Below are 25,324 nucleotides of genomic sequence, written 5' to 3'. Positions count from 1 at the left end.
CGAACACACGGAAAGGCGGGCTTCGGCCCGCCTTTCTTTTTGCCCGATCGCATTCTGGGATGGGTGCCACACATGACCGTGCAGGCCCGGCCTACGGCCGAGTAGGCTTGCACAGTTTTTGCGGGAGTCAGCGCAGCGCGACGTCGAAGGCGACCGTCAGCCGTTCGCCTGCCGAAAAGGGCCGCGTGCCGTGCCACGCCCAGGACGGGAACAGCGCCAGCTTGCCCACCTCGGGCTCGATCAGCCTGACCGGCGCCCAGTCGAGGCCGAATTCGCGCGGCGGCTCACCCACCGCCAACCAGCCGTCATCCCCGCTCTCGTCGGCACCCAGCGTATCGGGCAGCGCGAGATAACAGGCCGAACTGACGTCTCCGAGATTGTGGATATGGGCGACGTGAAAACCCGCATCCTGCAACCGCACCGACCATGCGCCGCTGAAGCGCTTGATCTCGCGCGGGAGCGAAAGCCAAGGATGCTTCGGATCGGGCGGCGGTAGTCCGGCGAGATATTCGCGCACGGCATCCTCGATCGCCGACTTCAGTTCGACGATTTCCGGGGCGGTTCGGGCAAACAGCATGCCGTCGGTCTGCGTGCCGCCGCGCAGCGACTGCTCGAGCGGCTGGCGCTGCGACCGGTGAATGCTTCGCAAGTAGTCGGCCAGCGTATCGATGTCCTCGAGCCGCGAGCCGACATCGAGTGTGCCGACGAGATCGCCATCGCGTTCGAGCCAGTGCCAGCGTTCCGGGTCGCTGCCGCGCCAGGCCAGCGAAAGATAGGGCAGGATGTCGCGCTGCAAGCCGGCGCGCAGAAGGCGTTGGCCAAGCTTCGAAAGCTCGTCCCAGCGGTGCATCCGCGCGAGCCAGCGCGCGCGCAGCATGTCCGCATAGGGGTCTTTCGAACTCGCCACCGCGGCAAGGGCATCTTCCCGTTCGGCGAAATCATCGGCTTCGCACGCGGCCTGGGCGGCCATCAGCGCGACGTCGCGCGTCTGGCCCAGCGATGCCCGCGCCCGCTCCACGACCTCCAGCGCCGCCCGGGGGCCACTCTGACGTTCCATCAGCCGTGCGTATTCCTGCCATATCTCGGGCGGGCACCCGGTTCGGGCCACCGCCTGTTCGAAGCCCTCCATCGGATCGCCGCCGAGGGCCCCTTCCCAGCGCAATTGCGCCCGCGTGCGCAGCGCTTCGAGATGAAAGGGTTGTGCGGCGAGGATCCGCCCCAGCAGCCCGTCGCCATCGTCGCAGCGGCCCTCGCCATGCAATGCCGCGGCATATTTGATGGCCAGGTCGGCATTGCCCGGGTCCGCCGCGCATGCCCGGGCGAAGTAATCCGCACTCGCCTCGCCCGAATCGAACTGGGCGAAGGCCCGAACTGCCAGCGCCGCGGGATCGCCCGGCGCCGCTGTCAGTACATGCTCCGCCGCATCGATGGCCCGCTCGGTAGCGAAGGCCTCGCGTTCGAGCATGGCGAGATTGCGCCAGCCGCGCAGATGCGCCGGATTCTCGCGCGCGATCCGTCGCAGGTCTTCGATCATCGCCGGTCGATCGAGTTTCCGGACTTGCACCACCGCCCGGTCGATCGCCGCGTCGACCAGCCGCGGTTCGAGCTGCAGCGCGCGGTCATAGGCCTTTACCGCCTCTTCCGGGCGCCCCGCATCGTCGAGCGTGCTGGCATATTCGGCCCATAGCGACGCCTCTCGCGGCGATGTCCGCAACGCCTTTTCGAGTAGCTTCGCCGCAGCACGCGGATCACCTTCGGCTCGGGCGAGGCGGGCCGAGAGATAGAGCACCGCCTTCTCCCGAGGGAGCGCCTTGCGCAGCGCAGCGAGGAGGCCGCGAGCCTCGGCAGTCCGCCCCTGCTGCAGCGCCGCCTGGGCCCCCTGAAGCGCCCGCTGCGCCGTCGCTGTATCCATCAGTCGATGCGCTTGACGCCGCGCCAGCCCTTCTTCCCGACAACCGAGAGCTTGAACGTCCCGAGCGCGCCCTTCTCGATCGTCACCTGCTCGCCGGGCTGGAGGAATCCGAGGTTCAGCGAACCCGAGGTCTTGGCTTCCCAGACGCTGCCATTGTCGAGCTGGAGCCGAAGAATCTTGTATGTCTGGTTGAAATCGACATGCGTGATCGTGCCGCTGTAGGCGTCGGCCGTGTCCTGTTTCTCGGCCGCGAGATTGCCGAAATTGTCACGGCGCAACTGTTCGCGTTCGGCCTCCGCCACCTCGTCGACCCCGAAAATGGTGTCCATCGCAGTGTCGAAACATTCGAGGCGCTGCGATTTCTTTTCTAGAGCGCGGCACTGCAGCAGCAGGGCGTCGTTGCCCGTTGCCTGCGCACTCAGCGCGACCGGGCTGGCAACGAGGATGGCCGCGAGGCCGATGAGACGCAGCATCAGGTTGTTTCCTTCATAACTAGGCCGCAGGCGATTTTCAGTGTCGGCCAGGACACTAACAGATCGTTTCGGGGCGACAAGATCATGCAATCGCTCCCGCCGCCCGGGTCGGTGATAGTCACGACAGGGCCTAGGCAATGCAGACCTGGCGGATGTTCCGCCGGTAGACAGCACGCCACAGTGTTGCACTTTTGCGACATCTGCGTACGTAACCATACCTAATCTCCGAAAATCGACGAACTGCCATTGCAAGGTGGGTGGCCGGACGCCCATGGCGCGCCCGTGCAATATCGCACTGGTCGCAAATCAGGGATAAATATGACAAAGACCTCCCCCCTTAACAGGGGCCGGCGGCTTGCGCTCTTCACGAGTGCAGGGATCGCCGCCCTTGCCATTTCCACGTCCGCAGTCGCGCAGGACGCTGGTGAAAACACCGTCGACGATCAGGCTGCCCCCGGCAATGCCATCGTCGTTACGGGTTCGCGCATCGCTTCGCCCACGATCGAATCGCCTGCGCCGCTGCAGATCGTCGACGATCAGCTCATCGACGATGCCGGTGTAACCAACATCCAGGAAGTGCTGCTCGAAAACCCCGTTTTCGGTACGCCTACGCTCAGCCGTACCAACTCGGCATTCCTGACCTCGGGTACCGGTGTCGCCACCGTCGACCTTCGTAACCTCGGTTCCGACCGCACGCTGGTCCTGATCAACGGCCGCCGCGTCGTCGGCAGCCTCGCGGGCTCGGCCACGGTCGACCTCAACGTGATCCCGACGCAGTTCATCGAGCGCGTCGACATCCTGACCGGCGGCGCCTCGTCGCTCTACGGCTCGGACGCGATCGCCGGCGTGGTGAACTTCGTTTACAAGACCGATTTCGAAGGCATCGAAGCCAACGCCCAGTACGGCATCACCGAAGAAGGGGACGATGCACGGTACCAGGCCAACCTGACCGCCGGGACGAACCTCGGCGGTGGCGATGGCAACATCATGGTCCACTTCGGCTATTCGAAGGAAGAGGGTCTGCTGTCGCGCAAGCGGGCCAACACCCGCGTCGACGATCTCGACTCGATCTACTTCGGCGGCGAGTTCGGCGTTCCCACGGAGCCCTATTACTCCAGCTTCCCTCCTCAGGGGCGGTTCGTCACGCCGGGTTATACCTTCACCTACGGCCCCGATGGCGCATTGCAGCCGTGCTTCACGACCAACGGCCCGACCTGCTCGAGCGAAGTCCTCGATGAAGATGGGAACGTGGTCTATCCGGACATCGGTTCGGGCGTAGGCCCGAACGGCTTCAACCGTCAGAACTTCCGTACGCTGGCCGTTCCGGTCGAACGCTACCTGTTCGCAGCCCGCGGCAACTACGCGATTTCCGACAACATCAACGTCTTCGTGGAAGGTACCTTCAACAAGACGAGCTCGTCGCGGATCATCGAGCCGTTTCCGCTCGAATCCGGCGGTGCCAACGGCATTTTCCCGACCGATGGTGGTTTCAATATCGAAAACTACCTTCCGGGCACCGACACCATCGTCGCGAACCCGTTCGTCCCGGCGGAAATCCTTGCTGCCGCGACCGACACGAATGGCGACGGACTGCGTGACATCGGCTTCGCCCGTCGTCTGTCCGAATTCGGCCCGCGCAGCGGCTCGACCACGCGCGATTTCTATCGCTTCGTCGTCGGCCTCGAAGGCAAGCTGTTCGACGATCGCTTCAGCTGGGACGTCAGCTACAACTACGGCGATGTCAGCGAAAACCAGGTCTCTTCGGGTCAGGTCAATGTCGTGAACTTCCGCGATGCACTCGCCGTGCGTGCGGAAGACGGTGACGAGAACGGAAACGGCATCGCCGGCGAAGCGATCTGTATCGATCCCGAAGCCCGCGCCAACGGTTGTGCTCCCGCCAACATCTTCGGTTTCGGCAGCCTCTCGCAGGATGCCGTGAACTACATCCAGGCACAGGGCACCTACCAGACCGGCATCACCCAGCAGGTCGTGCAGGCGAACCTCGCAGGTTCGCTCTTCGAGCTTCCGGCAGGTCCGCTCGGCATCGCTGTCGGCGCCGAATACCGCAAGGAGAGCTCGTTCTCGGACAATGATGCGCTCACCAATGCCGGCCTAAATGCCGGTAACGTCCTGCCGGACACGAGCGGTTCGTTCGATGTGAAGGAAGCCTACGGCGAAGTCCGCATTCCGATTCTGGCCGACACTCCGTTCTTCGATGTTCTCGAAGTCGGTGCAGCGGCCCGCGTCTCGGACTACTCGACGGTCGGCACCACCTTCAGCTGGAACGTCACAGGAACCTGGGCGCCCATCGAGGACGTCCGTTTCCGCGGCACCTACGCCAAGGCGGTCCGTGCGCCGAACATTGGCGAGCTGTATTCGGGTCTTTCGCAGACCTTCCCGAGCGGCCTCACCGATCCCTGTGAAGGCATCGGCGCCAGCGGCGGTGGCGCACTGGGCGACAATTGTCGTGCGGATCCGGGCGTGGCGGCCAACATCGCCGCGAATGGGACGTTCACGCTGAACCAGTCGGACATCCAGGGTATTTCGGGCTTCAACGGCGGCAACCCCGACCTCCAGGAAGAAACCGCGACCTCCTGGACTGCGGGTGTCATCATCAACCCGCGCTCGTTCGACGCTCTGCGGAATCTCACGATCACCGCCGACTACTACAACATCGAAGTAGACGACGTGATCTCGGGCTTCCCGCGGCAGTTCAGCCTCGACCAGTGCTACGGCGAGGGCAACGACACGTTCTGCGACCTGATCACGCGTCGCCCGACGGCAACTGCGGTCAATAGCGCCGGTTCGATCGATCTGATCAACTCGCTGTCGGTCAACGCCTCGGTCCTCAAGACCGCGGGTGTCGACGTGACCGCGAACTGGTTCACCGGCCTCGGACTGCTCGAAAACGATCGTCTCTCGGTCCGCGGTGCGTACACGCACCTCATCAGGTACGACTTCTTCTCGCTCCCGGGCGGCGATCCCGACCGGGCAGACGGTGAAGTTGGCGCATCGAAGGATCGTTTCACGGCAAATCTCGCCTACGGAACGGGCGACTTCCGCATGACGTTCACCGGCACGTTCATCGGCAGCGCCTATATCGACGACCAGTTCGATGGTTCGCGCGTCTATGAAATCCCGGCGGAATTCTACCTCGACATGCAGACGACCTTCTTCGCAGGCGACAAGTACGAGTTCTATCTCGGCGTCGACAACCTGCTGGACAACGATGCTCCGAACATCCTCAGCGGTGTGACCGGCAACGTGACCGGGTCGGATACTGCCGCAGACGTCTACGACGTCTTCGGTCGTCGCTATTACGCCGGTGTCCGCCTCAACTTCTGAGGCCCCGGCACCTGACGCACAAAGGAAAGGGCCCCGGGAAACCGGGGCCCTTTTTTGTTGTGCCTCGAATTACGCTACCGATCAGCTGATGGTCATGGCGAGCTCGCCGTCGCCCTCGTCGATCTTCACCGTCGAGCCGTCGGGCACCTTGCCCGAGAGGATCATGTCGGCGAGCGGATCCTGCACGTAGCGCTGGACCGCGCGCTTGAGCGGACGCGCGCCATAGACCGGGTCGTAACCCACGCGGCCAAGCCACTTCTTCGCGCCATCGGTGAGGTCGAGCACGATCTTGCGGTCCTTGAGCAGCTTCTGCACCCGCGCCACCTGGATGTCGACGATCGGGGCCATGTGCTCCTGGCCCAGGCGGTGGAACAGGATGATCTCGTCGAGCCGGTTGAGGAATTCGGGGCGGAAATGCCCGCGCACCACGTCCATCACCTGCGGTTCGACGCTCTCGACGTCCTGCCCGTCCTCGATATTGGCGAGATACTGGCTGCCGAGATTGCTGGTCAGGATGATCAGCGTGTTCGAGAAGTCGACCACGCGGCCCTGCCCGTCGGTCAGGCGTCCGTCGTCGAGCACCTGCAGCAGCACGTTGAACACGTCGGCGTGCGCCTTCTCGACCTCGTCGAACAGCACGACCTGGTAGGGTCTGCGCCGCACCGCTTCGGTCAGCACCCCGCCCTCTTCATAGCCGACATAGCCCGGAGGCGCGCCGATCAGCCGGGCGACCGCGTGCTTCTCCATGAATTCGCTCATGTCGATACGGACCATCGCCGAATCGTCGTCGAACAGGAAGCCGGCGAGCGCCTTGGTCAGCTCGGTCTTGCCCACGCCGGTGGGGCCGAGGAAGAGGAACGAGCCCAGCGGACGGCCCGGGTCCTGCAGGCCTGCGCGGGCGCGGCGCACGGCCTTGGACACGGCGTCGATCGCCTGGCTCTGGCCGATCACCCGCTTCGCCAAGATGTTCTCCATGTCGAGCAGCTTCTCACGCTCGCCTTCCATCATCTTGTCGACCGGGATGCCGGTCCAGCGCGACACCACGCCGGCGATATCGTCCTCGGTGACCTCTTCCTTGAGCAGGGCGTTGTCGGTGTGACCCGAGGCTTCGGCGAGCTTTGTTTCGAGTTCGGGAATGCGCCCGTATTGCAGCTCGCCTGCCTTGGCGAGATCGCCTCCGCGCTGCGCCTGTTCGAGTTCCAGCCGCGCCTGGTCGAGCTCTTCCTTGATCCGCGCCTCGGCATGGATCTTGTCGCGCTCGTTCTGCCAGCGGGTGGTCAGCTCGGAGGACTGCTGCTCGAGTTCGGACAGTTCCTTGCGCAGCGCCTCGAGGCGGTCCTGCGAGGCGCTGTCGGTCTCCTTCTGCAGCGCCTGCTCCTCAATCCGCAGCTGGATGATCCGACGGTCGAGTCCCTCGATTTCCTCGGGCTTGCTCTCCACTTCCATCCGGATCCGGCTCGCCGCCTCGTCCATCAGGTCGATCGCCTTGTCGGGCAGGAAGCGGTTCTGGATGTAGCGGTTGCTGAGCTGCGCGGCGGCGACGATCGCGCCGTCGGTGATGCGCACGCCGTGATGCAGTTCGTATTTGTCCTTGATGCCGCGCAGGATGCTGATCGTATCCTCGACGCTCGGTTCGTCGATGAATACCGGCTGGAAGCGCCGCTGCAGCGCGGGGTCCTTCTCGACATATTTCTGATACTCGTCGAGCGTGGTCGCGCCGATACAGTGCAGTTCGCCGCGGCTGAGCGCAGGCTTCAGCAGATTGCCCGCATCCATGCTGCCCTCGCTGGCGCCAGCACCGATCAGCGTGTGCATCTCGTCGATGAACAGGATGATCTGGCCCTCTGCGCCTTTCACCTCGTCGAGCACCGATTTGAGGCGCTCCTCGAACTCGCCGCGGTACTTCGCGCCCGCGATCAGTGCGCCCATGTCGAGCGCCATCAGGGTGCGGCCCTTGAGGCTGTCGGGCACGTCGCCATTGGCGATGCGCAGCGCCAGCCCTTCGGCGATCGCGGTTTTGCCCGTGCCGGGTTCGCCGATCAACGCGGGATTGTTCTTGGTCCGGCGGGCGAGGATCTGCACCGTACGGCGGATTTCCTCGTCGCGCCCGATCACCGGATCGAGCTTGCCGTCGCGCGCGGCCTGGGTCAGGTCGCGGGCATATTTCTTCATCGCCTCATAGGCTTCCTCGGCCCCGGCGCTGTGCGCGGCGCGGCCCTTGGTCACCTCCTGGATCGCCGCTTCGAGCGCCTTGGCATCGACTCCGGCCGCCTTGAGCGCCTTGCCCGCAGCATTGTCGGCCAGCGCCAGAGCCTGAAGGATGCGCTGGACCGGGACGAAGCTGTCGCCCGCCTTCTCGGCCAGCTGCTCGGCCTGGTCGAGCGCACGCACCGCGTCGTTGTCGAGCCCCGGCGTCTGCTGCGCGCCGCCGCCCGACACCGCCGGCACCTTGGCCAGCGCATTGTCGATCTCGGTGATCGCCACGCCCGGATTGCCGCCCGCGCGCTGGATCAACTGCGCGGCCATGCCCTGATCGTCGTCGAGCAGCGCCTTGAGCAGATGCGACGGCGAAATCCGCTGGTGGCTGTTGCGGATGGCAACGGTCTGCGCCGCCTGGAGGAAGCCCTTGGCGCGATCGGTGAACTTTTCGAGATTCATTCAGTCGTCCCTCGCTGGAATTGCCGCCCGAATATGGTGTTGCTTATCTGCAACACAAGTCCTTCCCCGTAAATTTCACGAGGTGTATTAGCGAGATATAGGGGTGTCTCCGTAGTTGGCGAGGGGGCAGAGGAAATTTTTGTCGCGGATTGACCGCGCACCCACTCCGCGCAACTCTTGCGCCATGACCGCATTCGACGACTGGCGCGCCCGCTCTCCCTTCTACGACGACAGCCACGAGGCGCTCGCCACGAGCGTCCGTCGCTTCGTCATCCGCGAGGTGGCCCCGCATATCGACCGCTGGGAAGCCGAGGGCGAACTGCCGCGCGATCTGCATCGCAAGGCGGCAGAGGCGGGCATAATCGGGCTGCGCTATCCCGAGCGATACGGCGGCCACGAGGAAGGGTTCGACATTTTCCATTCGCTGGTGGTCACCGAGGAACTCGCCGCCTGCGGCGCGGGCGGGCTCGGCGCCTCGCTGATGACACACGGGATCGGCCTGCCACCGGTCCTCGCGCTGGGTTCGGAGGATTTGAAGCAGCGCGTGGCTCCACCGGTGCTCGCGGGCGAGAAAATCATCGCACTCGGGATTACCGAGGCTGGCGGCGGATCGGACGTCGCAAACCTGTCCACCACCGCCGTGCGCGACGGCGACCATTACGTCGTCAACGGCGGCAAGATGTTCATCACTTCCGGCATGCGCGCCGACTGGCTGACCTGCGCGGTGCGCACCGGCGGCCCCGGGGCTGGCGGAATTTCACTGCTGCTGATCGACATGAAGAGCGAAGGCGTCGAACGCACCCGGCTCGACAAGATGGGCTGGCGCTGTTCGGATACCGCCGCGATCCATTTCAGCGATGTCCGTGTCCCAGCCAAGAACCTGATCGGGTCCGAAAACGGCGGCTTCATCGGGATCATGCGCAATTTCAACGGCGAGCGGCTGGGGATGGCGATGGGTTGCTGCGCCTTCGCCCGTGTCGCCATGGCCGAGGCCGCCGATTGGGCGCGAAACCGCGAGACCTTCGGCAAGCCCCTGGTCGGGCACCAGTCGATCCGCATCAAGCTAGCCGACATGGAGCGGCAGATCGAGGCGACGCAAGCCTGGGTCGACCTGTGCGCCTGGCAGGTACGCGAAGGGCGCGATCGCCCGGCCGATTTCGCCATGCTCAAGGTCCAGGCGACCCGCATGCTCGAGGCCGTCGCGCGCGAAGCGGCGCAGGTGCTTGGCGGGGCGAGCTACCTCACCGGCAGCAAAATCGAGCGGATCTATCGCGAGGTGCGCGTGAATGCGATCGGCGGGGGCAGTGAGGAAATCATGCTCGACCTCGCCGGGCGGCAGCTCTTCGGCGGCAAACGCTAGTCCGCGCCCACGCCCTCCAGCCCCGGCACCATCACCGTTCGGTCGCCGCCGAAATCCTCGCGCACCACGATCAGTCCTTGCCGCTCGAGGTGGTCGAGCAACCGGCGGATACGGCCCGGCGAGCTGGTGCCGTAGGCGCGCGCGAGCGCATGCTCGTCGACCTGCGTCTCCCCCGCATGCGCCGCCTTGGCGATGACGAGGAAGGGACCCATCAGGTCTTCCTCGACCGCGCCCGCCAGCTGCATGATTCGCGCCTGCACACCCTCGTCGAGCTCGCCCAACCCCGCCCCGGCCACCGCGAAACGGCGGCGGAAAGCCCGCATGTCGGGCATCGGCCCGATCAGCCGCTCGCGGCGGCAGCGGGTGAGGAAGGTCTGGAACTGCGCGCTCGCCGACTGGAAGGCGACGCCTTCCTCACGCGCGAGTTCCTCGATGATTTCGGCGATCCGCGTCGCCACGGCCGAGCTGTCGACCGGCTCGGACGGGGCGACCTGCCGCTCCTCGGCCTGCGCGATGCTGTCGGCCATCTCCTCGACCCGCGGCGCGGGCGGGGGTGCGGGCGGCGGCGGGGCCTTGGCGACATCGCTGGCGAGATCGCTGGTCAGCAGCGCGGCCATGTCCTCGGGCGCGGTGTCGGGCAGCGCCATCAGCCCCTCGCTGCGCGCCCGGTTGCCGGTCTTCACCGGGCCGATCTTGCAGGCCAGCGGCAGCCGGGTGATCGCCGGGCCGAGCGCGAGGAAATGCCCGCGCTCGAGTTCGCGGATACGTTCGGCCTGCCGCCGATCCATCCCGAGCAGATCGGCCGCGCGGACCATGTCGATGTCGAGAAAGGTGCGCCCCATGAGAAAGTTCGAAGCTTCCGCCGCGACGTTCTTGGCGAGCTTGGCCAGCCGCTGCGTCGCGACGATACCGGCGAGCCCGCGCTTGCGCCCGCGACACATCAGGTTGGTCATCGCCGAGAGCGTCATCCGCCGCGTGTCCTCGGCGATCTCGCCCGCCACCGCAGGGGCGAACATCTGCGCCTCGTCGACCACCACCAGCACGGGGTACCAGTGCTCGCGCGGGGCATCGAACAGCGCGGTGAGGAACTGCGCCGCGCAGCGGATCTGCTGTTCCACCTCGAGCCCGTCGAGATCGAGCACCACGCTCGCGCGGTGTTCGCGGATGCGCCGCGCCAGCGCCTCGATCTCGCCCGGTGAATAGGCCGAACCGTCGATCACCACATGGCCGAACTCCTCGGCGAGGCTGGGGAAATCGCCCTCGGGATCGATCACAACCTGCTGGACCATGCCAGCGCTCTCTTCGAGCAGGCGGCGCAGCAGGTGCGACTTGCCGCTGCCCGAATTGCCCTGGACGAGCAAACGGGTCGCGAGGAGTTCCTCGATGTCGAACTCGACCGGTTTGCCGGAAGATTCGTGGCCGATGGTGATCTGCGCTGTCACTGCAGGGGGAATAGCCAGCCGAATCTCTCGCGGGGAACAGCCGCGACGCGGTTTTGCCCAATCGCATTGCTTCGCGCCCGCGTGCTCGCTACGCCAGTTGCAAGAGAGGACGGGTTTTCATGAAAAAATGGCTGGGGCGCATCGGATTCGCGCTGCTCGTGGTGGTGTTGGTAGTATTCGTTGCGCTGGCGAGCTGGGAGCCCTTCTGGGCAAAGCGCGACGGGGTCTCGATCTCGCAGGAAGCCTATCAGGCCGAGATCGTCCGCGACGAATTCGGGGTCCCGCACATCTACGGCCGGCGCGACCGCGACGTCGCATACGGCGTGGCCGTGGCGCATGCCGAAGACGATTTCTCTACCCTGCAGGACGTGGTCGCGATGAGCCGCGGACGCTATGGCGCGATCGCGGGCGAGGAAGGCGCGCAGGTCGACTATGTCTACCACCTGCTCGACGCACGCGGCACGGCTGAGCGCCACTATCCCGAGCTTCCCGCGGACACGCGCGCGCTGTTCGAGGCCTATGCCACCGGGCTGAACGACTACGCGGAAAAGCACGCGGGCGAGATCAAGCTCGCCAACCTCTTCCCCGTCGACGGCACCGACGTCGCCGCCGGTTTCGCACTGCGCCAGCCGTTTTTCTTCGGCCTCAACAACACCATCGGCCCGCTGGTCGCGGGCGAGGAACTGCTGCCCGAGTTCGGCCCGCGGATTCCGCTCAATGAGGAGGCGCAGCAACCCGCCTCCGATGGCGTCGAAGTGATCCGCGAGGACAAGGTCGCGCAGGCCCGGGCCTTCCCGCTGCCCTGGGGCGAGGACGGCGCGCTGTCGGGCTCCAATGCCTTCGCCGTCGCGCCGCAGAAGTCCGACGACAACGTCACCCGCCTCGTCTCGAACAGCCACCAGCCCTGGCGCGGCGGCGTCGCCTGGTACGAACTCGTCGTCGAGAGCGGCGAAGGCTGGCACTATGCCGGCGCAAATTTCCCCGGCAGCCCCTTCCCCTTCCTCGGCCATAACGAGGACCTCGGCTGGACCAATACGGTCAACCGCCCCGACATGACCGACGTCTACAAGCTGGTGCTCGACGAAAGCGGGAAGAAATACCGCATGGGCGACCGCTGGTTCGACCTCGAGGAAGAGACGGTGACGCTGCCGGTGCGCTTCGGTCCCGTCGTCGTGCCCGTCCGCCGCACGGTCTACCGCAGCGTCCACGGACCGGTGATCAAGAACGACAAGGGTGCCTTCGCCATCCGCTACGGCGGGATCGACAATCTCGGCCAGCTCGACGCCTATTACCGGCTCAACAAGGCCGAGACGCTCGAACAGTGGCAGGACATCCTCGCGCGGATGGACATCCCCTCGACCAACTTCCTCTACGCCGACAAGGCGGGCAACATCGCCTATGTCTACAACGCCGCGATCCCCGACCGGGCCAAGGGCTACGACTGGCGCGGCGTGCTGCCGGGCGACGACCCGCGCGCGCTGTGGAGCGGGCCGGTGCCGTACGAAAAGCTGCCGAAATACATCAATCCCGCCTCGGGCTGGCTCTACAATTCGAACAACACGCCCTTTACCGCGGCGGGCGAAGACAGCGACCTGTCGCCCGACAGCGTGGCGCCCGAACTGGGCGTCGAGCTCAAGCAGACCAACCGCTCGCGCCGCGCGTGGAAGCTGCTGAGCGAGGCGGGGCCGATCTCGCTCGAACGATTGAAGCGGGTCAAATACGATACCGGCTACGAGCGGGCGGGCTATGTCGCCGACCTATGGGACGGGCTGGCGGCGCTCGAACTCGATCCCGATAGCGACCTTGGCCGCGCGCGGGCGCTGCTGCTCGACTGGGACTTCACCGCCGACAATATCGGCCGCGGCGATGCGCTGGCGCTGCTGATGATCAAGGACTTCATGTCCGCCGAATATCAGAACAAGCCCATGCCCGATGTGCGCGAACGGCTCGCATGGGCGGTCGACCATCTGCAGACCCATTTCGGCAGCATCGACCCGCCGATGGGCGACCTCCTGCGGCTGCGGCAGGGCGATGTCGACCTGCCGCTCGACGGCGGTTCGGATACGCTGCGCGCCTCGACCACCTGGGACGTGGACGACGACGGACGGCTGTCGGTCAAGCACGGCGACAGCTTCATCCAGTTCGTCGAATGGGCGCCGGGCAAACGGGTGAGCTCGCAGTCGATTCAGCCCTATGGCGCGGCGACCACACGGCCGCGTTCGCCGCATTACGCCGATCAGGCTGCGCTGTTCGTCCAGCACCGCTTGAAGCCGGTGCATTTCTGGCGACAGGACGTGCTTGCCAATGCCGAGCGACGCTATACCGTCGCCCACCAGCCGAAGCGCTAAACTGGAGTATTCGATGCGTCGCAAATTGTTGAGCGGCATCGCCGCGGTCGCCCTCGCCGGACTAGCCGTCGCGCAGCCGCTGCCGCTCGCGGCGCAAGACGCCGCCGAGGCCGCGCCGCTCGCCGAACTGGTCGACGAAGTCGATATTCCCTACGAACAGTTCACGCTCGACAACGGCCTCACCGTGCTGGTCCACACCGACCGCAAGGCGCCGATCGTCGGCGTGACGACCTATTATCGTGTCGGCTCGAAACACGAACCGCGGGGCCGCACGGGCTTCGCACACCTGTTCGAACACCTCATGTTCGGAGGCAGCGAGAACGTCGAGAACTTCGATATCCCGCTCGAAGCGGCCGGATCGACGAGCACAAACGGTTCAACCGACTTCGACCGCACCAATTACGTCGAAGTGGTCCCGACCGGCGCGCTCGATCTCGCGCTGATGATGGAAAGCGACCGCATGGGCTACCTCCTCGGCGCGATCAGCCAGGAGAAGCTCGATAAACAGCGCGGCGTGGTCCAGAACGAGAAGCGTCAGGGCGACAACCAGCCCTATGGCCTGTCGTTCTATGCCATGCTCGAAGGGCTGTTCCCGGTCGGACATCCCTATCGCCACTCGACCATCGGCTCGATGGCCGATCTCGATGCGGCGAGCCTTGCCGACGTGCGCCAGTGGTTCCTCGACAATTACGCGCCCAACAATGTCGTCCTCTCGCTGACCGGCGATATCGACGCGGCGACCGCGCGGCCGATGGTCGAGCGCTGGTTCGGCGCCATCCCCGCCGGGCCCGAGGTCCGCTCGGTCGAGGCGCCGCCGACCACGCTCGCCGCCGAGACATCGCGCGAGATGGTCGACCAGGTGCCGCAGCCGCGCATCTATCGCCTGTGGACCGGCCCCGCGCTGACGCATCCCGATGCCGAACCGCTCGACCTCGGCATGACAGTGCTCGGCGGCCTCGCCAGCTCGCGGCTCGACAACGTGCTGGTGCGCGACGAGCAGCTCGCCACCGGCGTCTCCGCCAGCAGCTACCAGTCCGAGCAGGTTTCGATCCTCTTCGCCCAGATGGACGTGAAACCCGGCGTCGACCGCGCGCTGGCCGAGAAGCGCTTCGACGAAGTGATCGCGCAGATGGTCGCCGAAGGCCCCACTGCAGAGGAACTCGCGCGCGCATCGACCAGCATGGTGTCGGGCGAGATCGACTCGCTCGAACGCGTCGGCGGCTTTTCCGGCAAGGGGGCGACGCTGGCCCAAGGCCTGCTCTACGCTGGCAGTCCGGCGAACTACAAGAAGCAGCTCGAAGCGATCGCCGCGGCGACGCCGCAGAGCGTGACCGACGCGATGCAGCGCTGGCTGACCCGCCCGGTCTATCGCCTTGCCATCGTGCCGGGCGAGCGGACCGAGGACGGCGCGACCATGGGCGGCTGGGGCGACGAGGCGACCAGCCCCGCACCCGAGCCGGACGCCAGGGAACCGATGGAAATCGCCCGCACCGGGCCGCCGCGCGACCTGCCGCCCCCCGAACCGGTCGGCCCGCTGACCTTCCCCGAGGTCGAGCGCTCCAAGCTTTCGAACGGCATTCCCGTGATCCTGGCGCGCCGCACGGCGGTACCCAAGGCGGTGATCAGCGTCGAATTCGACGCCGGTTATGCCGCCGACGGCGCGGCACGGGCAGGCACGCAGTCGCTGATGATGGACCTGCTCGAGGAAGGCACCGAAACGCGCAGCGCGGTGGAGATCGCCGAGGAACAGGAACGGCTCGGCGCGACGATCTCGACCGGCAGTTCGCTCGACACGAGCTCGGTGACGATGAATGCGCTCACCGCCAATCTTGCCCCCTCGCTGACGTTGATGGCCGATGTGGTGCGCAACCCCGCCTTCGCCGAGACCGAGGTCCAGCGCGTGCGCGACCAGCGGCTCGCCGCGATCGCGCAGCAGCTCTCCTCGCCCGGTGGTCTCGCCGGGCGGACGCTGCGTCCGCTCGTCTTCGGCGAGGCCCACCCCTATGGCACGGTCGGCGGGCTCGGCGCCGTCCCGGTCGTCGAAGCGATCACGCCCGATACGCTCGAAGAAGAGCACGACCGCTGGATCCGCCCCGAAAGCGCAGCGATCTACGTCGTCGGGGACGTCACCATGGCCGAGATCAAGCCGCTGCTGGAGCAGGCCTTCGGCGACTGGCAGGGCACCGGCGAAGCTGCCCCCGCCAAGATGCTCGACAGCGCCACCCCGCCCGCGCAGACGCGGCTCGTGGTCATCGACCGGCCCAATTCGCCGCAATCGGTGATCTATGCCGGGCGGGTGCTGCCGCTGACCGGCCCGACGCCTGGTCTCGAGGCGCTCGACCTTGCCAACGAGGTGCTCGGCAACGGCTTCCTCAGCCGGATCAACATGCTTATCCGCGAGGAGAAGGGCTGGAGCTACGGCGCGCGTAGCGGGGTCGATGCCCCGGACGGCCCGCGCCTGTTCACTATCAGCACCTCGGTGCAGTCCGACCGCACGGCGGATTCGGTTGAACTGATCCTGCAGACGGCGCGCGAATTCGCCGATGGCACGCAGGGCGTGGACGACACCGAATTCACCCGCGTCACCGATGGTAATATCCGCGGCCTGCCCAATCGCTTCGAGACCAATGGCCAGGTGCTCGGCGCGATCGCCGAGAACGACGAACTCGGCCGTCCAGACGACTATTACGTCACCCTGCCCGCGACCTATCGCGCGATCGACAAGGCGGCCATCGATGCCGCCGCGCGTGACTATCTGGGGGCCGACGACCTCACCATCGTGGTGGTCGGCGACCGCAAGGAAATCGACGGCCAGCTCGAAAAGCTCGGCCTGCCGACGACCTATCTCGATGTTGACACCGGTGTCAGTAGCGCCGATTGAAACAGCACTTCAAACCCTCAAGCGAAGAGAGGAATTCCCATGTCTGTAGCCGGTACCTATGACACCACCGTCAAGAGCCCGATGGGCGACCAGAAGGGCACGCTGACCGTCAATCCCGATGGCGACAGCTGGACCGGCCAGATGGCCGGCGGCATGGGCTCGATGGACATCACCGACGGCAAGGTCGACGGCAACACCATCACCTGGTCGATGAATATGACCGTGCCGATGCCGATGACGCTCAACTGCACCGCCACCATCGACGGCGACGCGCTGACCGGCACCGTCAACGCCGGCGCCTTCGGCGACATGCCGCTGACTGGCACGCGCCAGGGCTGATCTTTTCACCCGCGAACGAAAAGGGCCGCCGGAGCGATCCGGCGGCCCTTTTTTGTTGCTTGGTTGCAAGGCCTAGCGGACCACGTCCATTTCCTCGATCAGGTTCTGCGCCCCGTCGACCTTGTCCATCACCCACAGCATATAGCGCGTGTCGACATGGATCGTGCGCGTGGTGCGCGGGTCGAAGTCCCAGTCCGAATTGACGCTCTCGAAGGTCCCGTCGAACAGCAGGCCGACCAGCTCGGCGCGCGCGTTGAGCGTGGCCGAGCCGCTATTGCCGCCGGTGCTGTCGAGATCGGAGAGGAAGTTCACCGGCACCGAACCGATGCTGTCGAGCGCGTAGGAGCCGTAGTCCTTGGCGCGGATCGCCTCGAGCTCGCGCTTGGGCGCGTTGAACGGGTCCTCGCCCGTGTCCTTCTCGGTGATGCCCTCGAGCGTGGTGAAGGGCAGATAGGCCATGCCGTCGCGCGGGCTACCGCCGAGCACCTTGCCATAGGTCACGCGCAGCGTGCTGTTGGCGTCGGGATAGGTCGCCTGGCCCTGGCTGCGCTGCCACTGCGTGATCGCGTCCATATAGGCTGGGCGCAGCGCCAGCGCGCGGCCGGCGCGTTGCTCTTCCTCGTCCTCGAGCTTGCGCTCGTAGGGATAGAGCGCGACGGCGAGTTGCATGAAGGGATCCTCGCTCGCCTCGAGCTCGGCGGGCGTGGCGTCCATCAGCGCGAGGCGGGTGTCGCTCTCGTCGAGCGAGGTGCCGGCGTAATAGCCGTCGACGATCGCCGCGAGCTGCTTGGCATCGTCGACACCGTCGAGGCCCAGCGCCTTGTCGAACACCGCGACGCGTTCGGCATCGGGCTGCGCGAGGTAGCCGTTCAGGAACAGCAGCCATTCGGCCTTGTCGACCGAAGCATCATAGCGCCGGTCGAGCGCCTGCAGGCCCTGGCGGAAGAACGCCATGTCGCGCTCCTGATAGCCGCTCTCGCGCTCGGCGTTGGGCTTTTCCTTCTCCTTGGCGAGACGGTAGAGCCGCTGCGCCGCCGCAAGCAGTTGCGGGCGCGTGACGTTGCCGTACCAGAAGTGCGAGCGGTCGGCGGTGGCGCTTTCCTGCGACAGGGCATCGAGCGCGGCGATCGCCTTGGCGTATTTGCCGCGCGAGCGGTCGGCGGCGATCCAGGCGTTGAGCGCGGCTTCGCGCTCGCGCCGACGGTCGACGAGGCCGACGCGGCGCGCGCCGTCGATCTGGCCGCGCAGGTTCTTCTCGTAATTGTTGAGGCCCGCGAGCCGCGATTCGTATTTCACCCGCGCGTCCGAACCCTCGGGTGCCGCCGCCTCGATCGTGTGGATCCAGTCGTTGAGCAGCGTGACGAAGGTCGGGTAGGTCCATTCGAAGGTGTTCTCTACCTCGCCCAGCCGCGTGTAGCGGTTGGTCGATCCGGGATAGCCCGCGGCCATCACGAAATCGCCGTCGTCCAGCCCGGCGGCGCTGACCTTGAGGTGGTGATCGGGGCGGTAGGGGACGTTGTCTTCCGAATATTCGGCCGAAGAGCCGTCGGGCGCGACATAGGCGCGGTAGAACGACCAGTCGCCCGTGTGGCGCGGCCACATCCAGTTATCGATGTCGCCGCCATACTTGCCGACCGAATCCGCCGGGGCATAGACCAGCCGCACGTCCTTGACCTCGAGCCGCTTGATCAGCGTGTATTCCTTGCCGCCGTAGAAGCTCGCGACGAGGCAGCGATAGCCCGCATCGGCCTCGCATTCGGCAGTGATGTCCTTCACCCGCTGGTCGACCGTGTCGTAACGATCGTTGGGCGAAAGCGTGTCGATCCCGTCGCGCACGCGCGCGGTGACGTCGCTGATCTCGGTCGTCACATAGACGCGCGAACCGGGCGCGGCGGGCAGTTCCTCGCCCTTGGTCTTGGCGAGGAAACCGTTCTCGAGATAGTTGTTCTCGGCGGTCGAATTGTACTGCACCGATCCGCGCGCGCAATGGTGGTTGGTGACCACCAGCCCCTCGTCCGAGACGAAGCTGCCCGAACAGCCCTGCAGCTGGACGATCGCGCCCATCGGGAAGCCGGTGAGGTCGGCGAGCGCCTCGGGCGAAACCTCCAGCCCGGTTGCGCGCAGGTCGTCGGCGATCTCGGGTAGCTGGCCGGGCGTGAACATGCCCTCCTTGGCGGTGAGCGGCGCGGAGGCGGCGCAGGTAAGCAGCGCGGCGATGGTGGTGATCTTGCGCATGGATGCGACTCTTCTCAGTGTAATTCTTGGGCAAACGGGTGCGCCCTCACGCACCCGCCCGGATTTCCCAAAAGCCGGGCGTCAGCCCAGCTTGTCTTTCAGGATCTGGTTGACGACGGCCGGGTTGGCCTTGCCCTGCATCGCCTTCATCGTCTGGCCGACGAAGAAGCCGAACAGCTTGTCCTTGCCGCCGCGATACTCGGCGACCTTGTCCTGGTTGTTCGCGATGATCTGGTCGATCGCCGCCTCGATCGCGCCGGTGTCGCTGACCTGCTTGAGGCCCTCGGCATCGGCGATCTCCTCGGGATCGCGGCCGGTCTTGAGGACGATCTCGTAGATTTCCTTGGCCTGCCCGCCCGAAATCTCGCCCTTGTCCTGCATCGCGAGGATGCCGGCCTGCGCCTCGGCGGTGGCATTGGCCGGATCGGCCTCGTCACCGAGCGATTTCATCACTCCCGGCGCGACCGAGAGCGCCCAGTTGGCGACCTGCGTCGCCACCTCGGCCTCGGTCTTGCCGATCTTCGCGGCGGCTGCACCCAGCAGCGTTTCGAAGCGCGCGAAGGTCTCGACCTCCGCGGTCAGCTCGCGCGCATTGTAGGGCGTGAGGCCCAACTCGCTCTCGTAGCGCGCGCGCTTGGCGTCGGGCAGTTCGGGGAGCGAGGCGCGACATTCCTCGAGAAAGCTGTCCTCCAGCTCCAGCGGCAGCAGGTCGGGATCGGGGAAATAGCGATAGTCATGCGCGTCTTCCTTACTGCGCATGGTCCGCGTGGTCCCTGTGTTCGGATCGAACAGGCGCGTTTCCTGGTCGACGGTGCCGCCATTCTCGATCACGTCGACCTGGCGGTTGGCCTCGTATTCGATGACCTGCATCACGAAGCGGACCGAATTGACGTTCTTCGTCTCGGTCCGGGTGCCGAAGGGCTCGCCCGGCTTGCGCACGCTGACGTTGACGTCGGCGCGCATCGAGCCTTCTTCCATATTGCCGTCGCACGAGCCGACATAGCGCAGGATGCTGCGCAGCTTGCGCACGTAAGCCCCCGCCTCTGCCGGGCTGCGCATGTCGGGCTTGGAGACGATCTCCATCAGCGCCACACCCGAACGATTGAGGTCGACATAGGACATGGTCGGATGCTGATCGTGCATCAGCTTGCCCGCATCCTGTTCGACATGGATGCGCTCGATGCCGATGACCTTGTCTTCGGGAATGCCGGCCTTCTCGTCGGCATCGATATGCAGCGATCCCTCGCCCACGATCGGGTGGTAGAGCTGGCTGATCTGGTAGCCCTGCGGCAGATCGGCGTAGAAGTAGTTCTTGCGGTCGAAACGGCTGTATTTGTTGATTTCCGCCTCGATCGCCATGCCGGTGCGCACTGCCTGGCGGATGCATTCGCGATTGGGCACGGGCAGCATGCCCGGCATCGCCGCGTCGACGAGGCTGACCTGCGAATTCGGCTCCGCGCCGAAGGCGGTGCTGGCGCCGCTGAACAGCTTGGCCTTGGAGGTGACCTGCGCATGGACTTCGAGGCCGATCACGACCTCCCATTCGCCCGTTGCGCCCTGGATGCGGTAGTTAGTCATGGATTGTGCTGCCCTGCTTGATCGTCACCGTCATGTCGGCGCGATCCGTGACTGGCGGTTCGTACGGAGGAAGTTGACCATCGGGCCCGAAGCGCGCCTCTCCATGCTCGACGTTTCGCGAGATGAAGATCGCGATGATTCCGGTCAGGAACACCGAGCCGACGATGATCATGATCATCGCCATTACCACCACTTCTCCGGCTTCGCCTCGAACCCGGCGCGCTGCTGGATCGCGAGGCCGACATCGAGCACGCCCTGTTCGTCGAAGGGCTTGCCGACCACCTGCAGGCCGAGCGGCAAGCCGTCGGCATTGACCATGGCGGGCACGCTCATCGCGGGCAGGCCCGCAAGGCTGGCGGGGACCGCGAAGACGTCGTTGAGATACATCGTCAGCGGGTCTTCGTTGAGCGATCCCAGCGGGAAGCTGGCGGTCGGCGTGGTCGGCGCGAGGATCGCGTCGCACTGGCCGAACGCCTGCGCGAAGTCCTGCGCCACCAGCGTGCGGATCTTCTGCGCCTGCGTGTAATAGGCGTCGTAGAAGCCCGCGGAGAGCACATAGGTGCCGATCAGGATGCGGCGCTTGACCTCGTCGCCGAAACCGGCGGCGCGGGTGGCGGCATACATGTCCTGCAGTCCCGCCCCGTCGGGCAGGTCGCGGAGGCCGTAGCGCACGCCGTCATAGCGCGCGAGATTGCTCGAGGCTTCGGCGGGCGCGACGATGTAATAGGCGGGCAGCGCATATTTGGTGTGCGGCAGCGATACGTCGACGATCTCGGCTCCGGCATCGCGGAGCCATTCCTTGCCCTGCTCCCAGCTCTTGAGGATTTCCTCGTCGGTGCCCTCCATCCGGTATTCCTTCGGGATACCGATTGTCTTGCCCTTGAGGTCGGCCGACAGCGCGGCTTCCCAATCGGGCACGGGCATGTCGAGGCTGGTCGCGTCCTTGGGGTCGAAGCCGGCCATGGCTTCGAGCATGATCGCGCAATCTTCCACGCTGCGCGCCATCGGACCGGCCTGGTCGAGGCTGGAGGCGAAGGCGACCACGCCCCAGCGGCTGCAGCGACCATAGGTCGGCTTGATCCCGCAGATGCCGGTGAAGGCGGCGGGCTGGCGGATAGATCCGCCGGTGTCAGTGCCGGTGGTCGCGGGCGCAATGCGTGCGGCGACTGCGGCGGAGGACCCGCCCGAGGATCCCCCCGGGCTCATCGCGGCGTTGCTGCCCGCCTTCCGCCACGGCGAATTGACGTTGCCGAAATAGCTCGTCTCGTTCGAGCTGCCCATCGCGAACTGGTCGAGATTGAGCTTGCCGAGCATGCCCGCGCCCGCATTCCACAGGTTCTGGCTGACGGTGCTCTCGTATTCGGGCGTGAAGCCTTCGAGGATGTGGCTAGCGGCACTGGTCTGGACGCCCTTGGTGGCGAACAAATCCTTCATGCCGATCGGCACGCCGCCCATCGCCCCGAGCGCCTCGCCACGCGCGCGCTTGGCATCGACCGCATCGGCGGCGGCGAGCGCGTGGTCGGGCGTGGTGACGATAAAGGCGTTGAGGTCTGCGGCCTCGGCGACCGCGGCGTTGAAGGCCTCAGCCACCTCGCGCGCGGTGAAATCGCCACCGGCCACACCATCGCGGATGGCCTTGACGCCCAGCTGGGTAAGCTCGCTCATTATTCGATCACCTTGGGCACGCCGAAGAAGCCGTGCTCGGCGGCGGGGGCATTGGCGAGCACGTCGTCGCGCCGGCCGCCGGCGGTTTCGGGGATGGCATCGACCACGTCGTCGCGCAGGCGCAGCGTGTTGGGGATGACCGCGGTCATCGGTTCGACGGCGGAGGTGTCGACCTCGCCCAGCTGTTCGACCCAGGCAAGGATGCCGTTCAATTCGGGGACCATCCGGTCGAGCTCGGCATCGCCCATCTTGATGCGGGCGAGCGAGGCGATCTTGGCCACTTCTTCGCGTGTAACTGACATGGCTCGCGCGTTAGCGGCGCAGGCAGTGAGCTTCAAGCGCGATGCTGCAACGCAAGGCTATTCGAAGGCGTCCCCGACCGGTAAGCCGCCAATATAGATTTGACGCAGGTCGGCCGGCCCGATCCTGACGTCACCCTCCTCGATACCGCGCCTTTCCTTGGCCAGAGCTTCCTTTTGCTCCGCCCGGGTCAAATCTAGTTCCATGAAGCGTTGCCGCTTTACCAACTTCCCGTCTTCAATTTCGAAGACGGTTGGGCTGACGGTGCAGCTAAAGCCAGGATCAATGCTTTCCTCACTCGTAATGTCAGGTCTTGCACAGCGATCCGCCAGAACGATTGCGCTAGCCCCGCCCGGCTGCAGGTAGACGCGGCATTGCGCATCCGAGAAGCATGCCTGGGTTGGGGGATTGTTGATTGCCTCCCTCAGCCCGGAAGGCAGATCGGCGCCAGAGGGATGAATATTGTACTCCCCTTCGAAGGCATCATCCTTCGAGCTTATCCGATAATCGTCCCAAAGGCGTTCCTTAGCTTCATTTGCTTCCTTGGCGCGCTTCGCGATTTGGGGGTCCGAATTCGTCGTCAATTTGACCAGCGCCTCCTTCCCGGCATCGCCGAAATCCCAGCGCAGCGCGTCGAAATCGAATTCGTCGACCGAAACCTTGCCGCTTTCGAGCCGCGCAATCTGGTTGCGCGCGGAGACCGCGCCGAAATCGAGCAGCGGCAGGGCGAGGAGGAAGGCGAGCACGCAGGTGCCGACCGCGAGGTGCAGGTTGGCGGTGCGGACGCGCGCCATCCACCCGGCCATCCGCCCGCGGATCGGGGAGACGAAATAGGCCACGCCATAGGCCACCGCGACGGCCACCGCGATCACGCCCCAGATCCGCTCGGGGCTGAGGCCGTATTGCGCGATCCGCGTGCCGGTAGAGATCGCCGCGAGCAGCGCCAGCGGGAATATCGCCAGCGCCAGCGCCAGCGCCGCCCAGCGCATCACGCGGTTGCCGCTGGCCTCTTCCTCGCCGTTGCGGATCACCGCATTGACCAGCACGAAGCTGGCGACCGCGACCGAGAGCAGCAGCGGCGTCGGGCTCTCGGTGGCGTTCCACAGCACCGAGATCCCGCTCGCCAGCACGGCGGCGAGGAAGATCGCCAGCGCGATCGCCAGCGGGACGGCGATGATCGCGAAGACCAGCATCACCACCGACTGGAGCGTACCGATTACCTTCAGCTGGTTGCGCAGCACGCCCAGCGCCGCGCCGAAACTCGCGCCCGAGAACGCCCAGCCGAACCAGCCCTTCTCGACCAGCTCCTTGAGCAGGTCGATCTCGATCGCGGCGAAGAGTTGCGACAGCAGGAACAGCAGCAGCCACGAAAGGCCGACGAAAGCGAGCGCGCCGGCCGCGCTGATGGCGTCGGTCCAGACGTGGAAATGCGTCGCGTCGTAGGGCGTGCGCCAGCGCAGGCGATGGAAGCCCGCCTGGAACAGCGGCAGCGCCAGCGCGATCGAGACAATGGCTGCGGCGAACCAGAAGGGCGCATCGGCGTGCTGTTCTCCGCCCGCCGCGACTCGCCAGGCGATCCCCGCCGTGACCAGCGCGACCAGCGCCGCGAAGGTCAGCGGCTCCCGCCACCGGGCGCGATCGAGCGTGAAGGCGAAGGCCAGCGGGCCGAAGGCCAGCGCGGCGGTCAGCGCCGCGCGCCATGGCGACCACCAGGCTGCATCCCACTGGGCGAGGAAATGCACGCCGAGGCCGGCGAGACCCAGCAGGCCCGCCAGCACCCAGGGGCGCAGCGCCCAGTCCTCGTGCTGCATTGCAACGGTATCGGTCATGCGCTGCTTCCCTCGCCTCGCACGACCTCTAGCGCATCACGCGGCGCCCCGCATGGGCAAACCGCAGAAAACGCGGGGAAAGCCTATTGCGGCGCTGCGGGAGCCGGAGCGTCGCCGCCCTGGCCCTGCTGCTGCCCCATCATCTGCTGGAGTGCGGCGGCGCGTGCCTGGAAATCGTCGCGGCTCATGAAATCGACCACTTCGACCTCGAACACCAGATCGGCATTGGCCGGGATCGGCGAGCCCGGAGGCGGTTCGGCGCCATAGGCCTGCTCGGCGGGGATGGTGAGGACGTATTTGCCGCCCTTCTGCATCTGCTCCAGCCCCTCGATGAAGCCGTCGATGATCGCGCCTTCCTCGAGCAGCAGCGGATTGCCTTCGGGGAACAGGCCCGGCGGCACGGGCAGCGGCTGCGAGCGGTCGAATTCGGTGCCGTCGGCGAGCTTGCCGACATATTTCACGAACACCACGTCGCCGATCTTGGGCGAATCGCCCGTGCCCGCGGTCACCGTCTCGACATTGAGGCCCTTGGGCACGGCGGCCCAGGCGAGGCCGGCCCCGAACAGGACGGCGACGAGCACGCCGAGCCACAGCTTGGTCAGCGAGCCTTTCTTGATGGGCTGGAGGGGAACGCGGGTAATCTCGGTCATCGAATTCGTCCTGATACGCAAAGGGCGCGGATTTCTCCGCGCCCTCATGGCTTAGCTTGGATAGAGCCGCAAGCGCGACTTACTTGGCGCCGTCGCGCTCCATGCGCTTGCGCTCGAGCTTGCGCGCGCGGCGAACGGCGGCAGCCTTTTCGCGGGCGCGCTTTTCGCTCGGCTTCTCGTAGTGGCGACGCAGCTTCATTTCGCGATACACGCCTTCACGCTGCAGCTTCTTCTTGAGCGCGCGGAGGGCCTGGTCGACATTGTTATCGCGAACCATGATCTGCATAAACTTCAATACCTCGACTTTGC

At 65.9% G+C, this 25,324-nt stretch carries 17 protein-coding genes; 5 read left to right on the top strand and 12 right to left on the bottom strand.

The features are described from left to right. Positions 1–127: 127 nt before the first annotated feature. Together ACN4E0_RS08980 and ACN4E0_RS08975 are read right to left on the bottom strand one after the other, a co-directional pair. A complete protein-coding gene (locus tag ACN4E0_RS08980) occupies positions 128–1,912 on the bottom strand; it encodes a putative 2OG-Fe(II) oxygenase (RefSeq protein ID WP_419567247.1) in 1,785 nt (594 codons plus the stop codon). Then, a complete protein-coding gene (locus ACN4E0_RS08975; protein WP_419567245.1) occupies positions 1,912–2,385 on the bottom strand; it encodes a hypothetical protein in 474 nt (157 codons plus the stop codon). Before ACN4E0_RS08975 ends, ACN4E0_RS08980 begins: the two co-directional genes overlap by 1 nt. 318 nt (positions 2,386–2,703) lie before the next feature. Here ACN4E0_RS08975 and ACN4E0_RS08970 point away from each other — a divergent pair, with 318 nt between their 5' ends. Further along, the gene (locus ACN4E0_RS08970; protein ID WP_419567244.1) at positions 2,704–5,730 is read left to right on the top strand and encodes a TonB-dependent receptor plug domain-containing protein; all 3,027 of its coding nucleotides are present in this window, start codon (positions 2,704–2,706) and stop codon (positions 5,728–5,730) included. An 81-nt stretch (positions 5,731–5,811) separates the two neighbouring features. On the opposite strand, the gene clpB is transcribed toward ACN4E0_RS08970, so the two are convergent. Next, complete coding sequence (clpB, locus tag ACN4E0_RS08965) at positions 5,812–8,388, bottom strand: ATP-dependent chaperone ClpB (protein ID WP_419567243.1); 2,577 nt, start codon at positions 8,386–8,388, stop codon at positions 5,812–5,814. A gap of 184 nt (positions 8,389–8,572) precedes the next feature. Here clpB and ACN4E0_RS08960 point away from each other — a divergent pair, with 184 nt between their 5' ends. After that, positions 8,573–9,748: an acyl-CoA dehydrogenase family protein gene (locus ACN4E0_RS08960; protein WP_419567241.1), complete on the top strand. Its 1,176-nt coding sequence runs from the start codon at positions 8,573–8,575 to the stop codon at positions 9,746–9,748. Here the strand turns inward: ACN4E0_RS08960 and ACN4E0_RS08955 are convergent. Continuing rightward, positions 9,745–11,190, bottom strand: coding sequence for an ATP-binding protein (locus ACN4E0_RS08955; RefSeq protein WP_419567239.1), 1,446 nt, complete (start codon positions 11,188–11,190; stop codon positions 9,745–9,747). The genes ACN4E0_RS08960 and ACN4E0_RS08955 overlap by 4 nt on opposite strands. A gap of 119 nt (positions 11,191–11,309) precedes the next feature. Between ACN4E0_RS08955 and ACN4E0_RS08950 the strand changes: the two genes are divergently transcribed. The 3 genes from ACN4E0_RS08950 to ACN4E0_RS08940 are packed head-to-tail and all read left to right on the top strand — an operon-like array spanning position 11,310 to position 16,758. Then, positions 11,310–13,538 carry an acylase gene (locus ACN4E0_RS08950; protein WP_419567238.1) on the top strand — a complete coding sequence of 743 codons (2,229 nt, stop codon included), beginning with the start codon at positions 11,310–11,312 and terminating at the stop codon, positions 13,536–13,538. A gap of 13 nt (positions 13,539–13,551) precedes the next feature. Further along, positions 13,552–16,419 carry a M16 family metallopeptidase gene (locus tag ACN4E0_RS08945; protein ID WP_419567236.1) on the top strand — a complete coding sequence of 956 codons (2,868 nt, stop codon included), beginning with the start codon at positions 13,552–13,554 and terminating at the stop codon, positions 16,417–16,419. A 39-nt stretch (positions 16,420–16,458) separates the two neighbouring features. Further along, entirely contained in the window at positions 16,459–16,758 is a 300-nt protein-coding gene (locus ACN4E0_RS08940; RefSeq protein WP_221603254.1) for a hypothetical protein, read from the top strand. Between the two features lie 72 nt (positions 16,759–16,830). On the opposite strand, the gene ACN4E0_RS08935 is transcribed toward ACN4E0_RS08940, so the two are convergent. The 8 genes from ACN4E0_RS08935 to rpsU form a co-directional block, all read right to left on the bottom strand. Beyond that, on the bottom strand, positions 16,831–18,993 hold the full coding sequence (locus tag ACN4E0_RS08935; RefSeq protein ID WP_419567234.1) for a S46 family peptidase: 2,163 nt from the start codon (positions 18,991–18,993) through the stop codon (positions 16,831–16,833). Positions 18,994–19,074: 81 nt separating this feature from the next. Next, the gene (gene gatB, locus ACN4E0_RS08930; protein ID WP_419567233.1) at positions 19,075–20,571 is read right to left on the bottom strand and encodes an Asp-tRNA(Asn)/Glu-tRNA(Gln) amidotransferase subunit GatB; all 1,497 of its coding nucleotides are present in this window, start codon (positions 20,569–20,571) and stop codon (positions 19,075–19,077) included. Next, positions 20,564–20,755, bottom strand: coding sequence for a hypothetical protein (locus tag ACN4E0_RS08925; protein ID WP_419567231.1), 192 nt, complete (start codon positions 20,753–20,755; stop codon positions 20,564–20,566). The genes gatB and ACN4E0_RS08925 overlap by 8 nt, the downstream gene beginning before the upstream one ends. Beyond that, positions 20,755–22,236 carry an Asp-tRNA(Asn)/Glu-tRNA(Gln) amidotransferase subunit GatA gene (gene gatA / locus ACN4E0_RS08920; RefSeq protein WP_419567230.1) on the bottom strand — a complete coding sequence of 494 codons (1,482 nt, stop codon included), beginning with the start codon at positions 22,234–22,236 and terminating at the stop codon, positions 20,755–20,757. The genes ACN4E0_RS08925 and gatA overlap by 1 nt, the downstream gene beginning before the upstream one ends. Continuing rightward, a complete protein-coding gene (gene gatC / locus ACN4E0_RS08915) occupies positions 22,236–22,538 on the bottom strand; it encodes an Asp-tRNA(Asn)/Glu-tRNA(Gln) amidotransferase subunit GatC (RefSeq protein WP_419567228.1) in 303 nt (100 codons plus the stop codon). Before gatC ends, gatA begins: the two co-directional genes overlap by 1 nt. Positions 22,539–22,595: 57 nt before the next feature. Continuing rightward, positions 22,596–24,365: a DUF4153 domain-containing protein gene (locus ACN4E0_RS08910; RefSeq protein ID WP_419567226.1), complete on the bottom strand. Its 1,770-nt coding sequence runs from the start codon at positions 24,363–24,365 to the stop codon at positions 22,596–22,598. An 83-nt stretch (positions 24,366–24,448) separates the two neighbouring features. Then, positions 24,449–25,015 carry an FKBP-type peptidyl-prolyl cis-trans isomerase gene (locus ACN4E0_RS08905; protein WP_419567225.1) on the bottom strand — a complete coding sequence of 189 codons (567 nt, stop codon included), beginning with the start codon at positions 25,013–25,015 and terminating at the stop codon, positions 24,449–24,451. A 79-nt stretch (positions 25,016–25,094) separates the two neighbouring features. After that, positions 25,095–25,301, bottom strand: a complete 207-nt coding sequence (rpsU, locus tag ACN4E0_RS08900; RefSeq protein WP_419567368.1) for a 30S ribosomal protein S21 — start codon at positions 25,299–25,301, stop codon at positions 25,095–25,097. Positions 25,302–25,324: the final 23 nt, after the last annotated feature.

This window comes from Qipengyuania sp., assembly GCF_048550555.1.
Lineage (GTDB): Bacteria > Pseudomonadota > Alphaproteobacteria > Sphingomonadales > Sphingomonadaceae > Qipengyuania.
The sequence above is the reverse complement of the archived record's forward strand: the minus strand, read 5'-3'. Positions and strand labels throughout refer to the sequence as shown.

Excerpts from the sequence above, each read along its gene's own strand:
- ACN4E0_RS08980 (WP_419567247.1), bottom strand. The coding sequence starts at position 1,912 with ATGGATACAGCGACGGCGCAGCGGGCGCTTCAGGGGGCCCAGGCGGCG.
- ACN4E0_RS08975 (WP_419567245.1), bottom strand. The coding sequence starts at position 2,385 with ATGCTGCGTCTCATCGGCCTCGCGGCCATCCTCGTTGCCAGCCCGGTC.
- ACN4E0_RS08970 (WP_419567244.1), top strand. The coding sequence starts at position 2,704 with ATGACAAAGACCTCCCCCCTTAACAGGGGCCGGCGGCTTGCGCTCTTC.
- clpB (WP_419567243.1), bottom strand. The coding sequence starts at position 8,388 with ATGAATCTCGAAAAGTTCACCGATCGCGCCAAGGGCTTCCTCCAGGCG.
- ACN4E0_RS08960 (WP_419567241.1), top strand. The coding sequence starts at position 8,573 with ATGACCGCATTCGACGACTGGCGCGCCCGCTCTCCCTTCTACGACGAC.
- ACN4E0_RS08950 (WP_419567238.1), top strand. The coding sequence starts at position 11,310 with ATGAAAAAATGGCTGGGGCGCATCGGATTCGCGCTGCTCGTGGTGGTG.
- ACN4E0_RS08945 (WP_419567236.1), top strand. The coding sequence starts at position 13,552 with ATGCGTCGCAAATTGTTGAGCGGCATCGCCGCGGTCGCCCTCGCCGGA.
- ACN4E0_RS08940 (WP_221603254.1), top strand. The coding sequence starts at position 16,459 with ATGTCTGTAGCCGGTACCTATGACACCACCGTCAAGAGCCCGATGGGC.
- ACN4E0_RS08935 (WP_419567234.1), bottom strand. The coding sequence starts at position 18,993 with ATGCGCAAGATCACCACCATCGCCGCGCTGCTTACCTGCGCCGCCTCC.
- gatB (WP_419567233.1), bottom strand. The coding sequence starts at position 20,571 with ATGACTAACTACCGCATCCAGGGCGCAACGGGCGAATGGGAGGTCGTG.
- ACN4E0_RS08925 (WP_419567231.1), bottom strand. The coding sequence starts at position 20,755 with ATGGCGATGATCATGATCATCGTCGGCTCGGTGTTCCTGACCGGAATC.
- gatA (WP_419567230.1), bottom strand. The coding sequence starts at position 22,236 with ATGAGCGAGCTTACCCAGCTGGGCGTCAAGGCCATCCGCGATGGTGTG.
- gatC (WP_419567228.1), bottom strand. The coding sequence starts at position 22,538 with ATGTCAGTTACACGCGAAGAAGTGGCCAAGATCGCCTCGCTCGCCCGC.
- ACN4E0_RS08910 (WP_419567226.1), bottom strand. The coding sequence starts at position 24,365 with ATGACCGATACCGTTGCAATGCAGCACGAGGACTGGGCGCTGCGCCCC.
- ACN4E0_RS08905 (WP_419567225.1), bottom strand. The coding sequence starts at position 25,015 with ATGACCGAGATTACCCGCGTTCCCCTCCAGCCCATCAAGAAAGGCTCG.
- rpsU (WP_419567368.1), bottom strand. The coding sequence starts at position 25,301 with ATGCAGATCATGGTTCGCGATAACAATGTCGACCAGGCCCTCCGCGCG.